The sequence below is a fragment of the Lacticaseibacillus sp. 53-4 genome (assembly GCF_016861805.1).
In the GTDB taxonomy this organism is placed as follows: domain Bacteria; phylum Bacillota; class Bacilli; order Lactobacillales; family Lactobacillaceae; genus Lacticaseibacillus.
In genome coordinates this window covers 1-3,032 of the sequence record NZ_BOLT01000068.1, presented here as the reverse complement: position 1 = coordinate 3,032, position 3,032 = coordinate 1, and the positions used below count along the sequence as shown (strand labels likewise).

The 3,032-nt window shown below is 51.3% G+C and carries 1 rRNA gene; it reads right to left on the bottom strand.

Features of this window, described 5'->3' with window-relative positions:
• Positions 1–2,917 (bottom strand): 23S ribosomal RNA (locus tag JUF21_RS11820).
• Positions 2,918–3,032 lie beyond the last annotated feature (115 nt).

The window sequence follows — 3,032 nt, the reverse complement described above, 5'->3', positions numbered from 1 at the left end:
TTGGTTAAGTCCTCGACCGATTAGTACTGGTCCGCTCCATGCATCGCTGCACTTCCACTTCCAGCCTATCTACCTGATCATCTCTCAGGGGTCTTACTTCCATATAGGAATGGGAAATCTCATCTCGAGGGGGGCTTCACACTTAGATGCTTTCAGCGTTTATCCCGTCCGTTCATAGCTACCCAGCGATGCGCCTGGCGGCACAACTGGTACACCAGCGGAACGTCCATCCCGGTCCTCTCGTACTAAGGACAGCTCCTCTCAAATTTCCTGCGCCCGCGACGGATAGGGACCGAACTGTCTCACGACGTTCTGAACCCAGCTCGCGTACCGCTTTAATGGGCGAACAGCCCAACCCTTGGGACCGACTACAGCCCCAGGATGCGATGAGCCGACATCGAGGTGCCAAACCTTCCCGTCGATGTGGACTCTTGGGGAAGATAAGCCTGTTATCCCCAGGGTAGCTTTTATCCGTTGAGCGATGGCCCTTCCATACGGAACCACCGGATCACTAAGCCCGACTTTCGTCCCTGCTCGACTTGTCAGTCTCGCAGTCAAGCTCCCTTATACCTTTACACTCTGCGAATGATTTCCAACCATTCTGAGGGAACCTTTGGGCGCCTCCGTTACATTTTAGGAGGCGACCGCCCCAGTCAAACTGCCCACCTGACACTGTCTCCCGCCACGCTGAGTGGCGCAGGTTAGAGTGTTCATACAGCAAGGGTAGTATCCCACCAACGCCTCTGCCGAAACTAGCGTTCCGGCCTCTACGGCTCCTACCTATCCTGTACAAGCGGTACAAACACTCAATATCAAGCTACAGTAAAGCTCCATGGGGTCTTTCCGTCCTGTCGCGGGTAACCCGCATCTTCACGGGTACTATAATTTCACCGAGTCTCTCGTTGAGACAGTGCCCAAATCATTACACCTTTCGTGCGGGTCGGAACTTACCCGACAAGGAATTTCGCTACCTTAGGACCGTTATAGTTACGGCCGCCGTTTACTGGGGCTTCAATTCTGGGCTTCGCTTACGCTAACTCATCCTCTTAACCTTCCAGCACCGGGCAGGTGTCAGCCCCTATACGTCATCTTACGATTTAGCAGAGACCTGTGTTTTTGATAAACAGTTGTTTGGGCCTATTCACTGCGGCTGCACTTGCGTGCAGCACCCCTTCTTCCGAAGTTACGGGGTCATTTTGCCGAGTTCCTTAACGAGAGTTCGCTCGCTCACCTGAGGCTACTCGCCTCGACTACCTGTGTCGGTTTGCGGTACGGGTGATCTATTTCTCCCTAGACGCTTTTCTCGGCAGTGTGATATCAGTCACTTCGCTACTTAAATTTCGCTCCCCATCACACCTTGTCCTTAAAGAAGTAAGCATTTCACTCGCTTCAAGACTCAGTGCTTGGACACACATTTCCAGCCGTGTGCTTGACTTAACCTCCTGCGTCCCGCCATCGGTCAAACAAAATAGATCAGTACAGGAATCTCAACCTGTTTGCCATCGACTACGCCTCTCGGCCTCGCCTTAGGTCCCGACTAACTCTGGGAGGACGAGCCTTCCCCAGAAAACCTTAGTCATACGGTGGATCGGATTCTCACCGATCTTTCGCTACTCATGCCGGCATTCTCACTTCCAAGCGCTCCAGCCGTCCTCACGGTCGACCTTCAACGCCCTTGGAACGCTCTCCTACCACACGTCCTTACGGACGCATCCACAGTTTCGGTATTATGCTTAGCCCCGGTATATTTTCGGCGCAGGGTCACTCGACTAGTGAGCTATTACGCACTCTTTAAATGATGGCTGCTTCTGAGCCAACATCCTAGTTGTCTGTGCAACGCCACATCCTTTTCCACTTAGCATAAATTTAGGGACCTTAACTGGTGATCTGGGCTGTTCCCCTTTCGACGATGGACCTTATCGCTCACCGTCTGACTCCCGGAGTAAGATAATTGGTATTCGGAGTTTATCTGAATTCAGTAACCCATGACGGGCCCCTAGTCCAAACAGTGCTCTACCTCCAATATCCATCCTCCGAGGCTAGCCCTAAAGCTATTTCGGAGAGAACCAGCTATCTCCAAGTTCGTTTGGAATTTCACCGCTACCCACAACTCATCCCAGCATTTTTCAACATACACGGGTTCGGTCCTCCAGTGCGTTTTACCACACCTTCAACCTGGTCATGGGTAGGTCACTTGGTTTCGGGTCTACACCAACATACTTAGTCGCCCTATTCAGACTCGCTTTCGCTGCGGCTCCGGCTTTTCACCTTAACCTCGCATGCTAGCGTAACTCGCCGGTTCATTCTACAAAAGGCACGCTGTCACCCATTAACGGGCTCCAACTAATTGTAGGCACACGGTTTCAGGAACTATTTCACTCCCCTTCCGGGGTGCTTTTCACCTTTCCCTCACGGTACTGGTTCACTATCGGTCACTAGGGAGTATTTAGCCTTGGGTGATGGTCCACCCGGATTCCGACGGAATTTCACGTGTTCCGCCGTACTCAGGATCCCAAACGGAGGGTGAGCGATTTTGACTACAGGGCTTTCACCTTGTCTCGCGCAGCTTTCCAACTGACTTCGTCTATCACTCACTTTGGTAACTCCAATGTTTGGTCCTACAACCCCAAAGTGCAAGCACTTTGGTTTGGGCTGTTCCCACTTCGCTCGCCGCTACTATGGGAATCGCAATTGCTTTCTCTTCCTGCAGGTACTTAGATGTTTCAGTTCCCTGCGTTTGCCTTCATTAAGCTATGTATTCACTCAATGATAACCACCAAAGGTGGCTGGGTTCCCCCATTCGGAAATCTCCGGATCAAAGCTTACGTACAGCTCCCCGAAGCATATCGTCGTTAGTCACGTCCTTCATCGGCTCCTAGTGCCAAGGCATCCACCGTGCGCCCTTTGTAACTTAACCTTGATCGATTAACTCGATCGGTTTCGCGATTCGAATTTCTTTTAGAAACTCATACAAATACGCTGTGTTCTCGGCATTTCTATAAAACAATGATATCCAGTTTTCAAAGAACAAA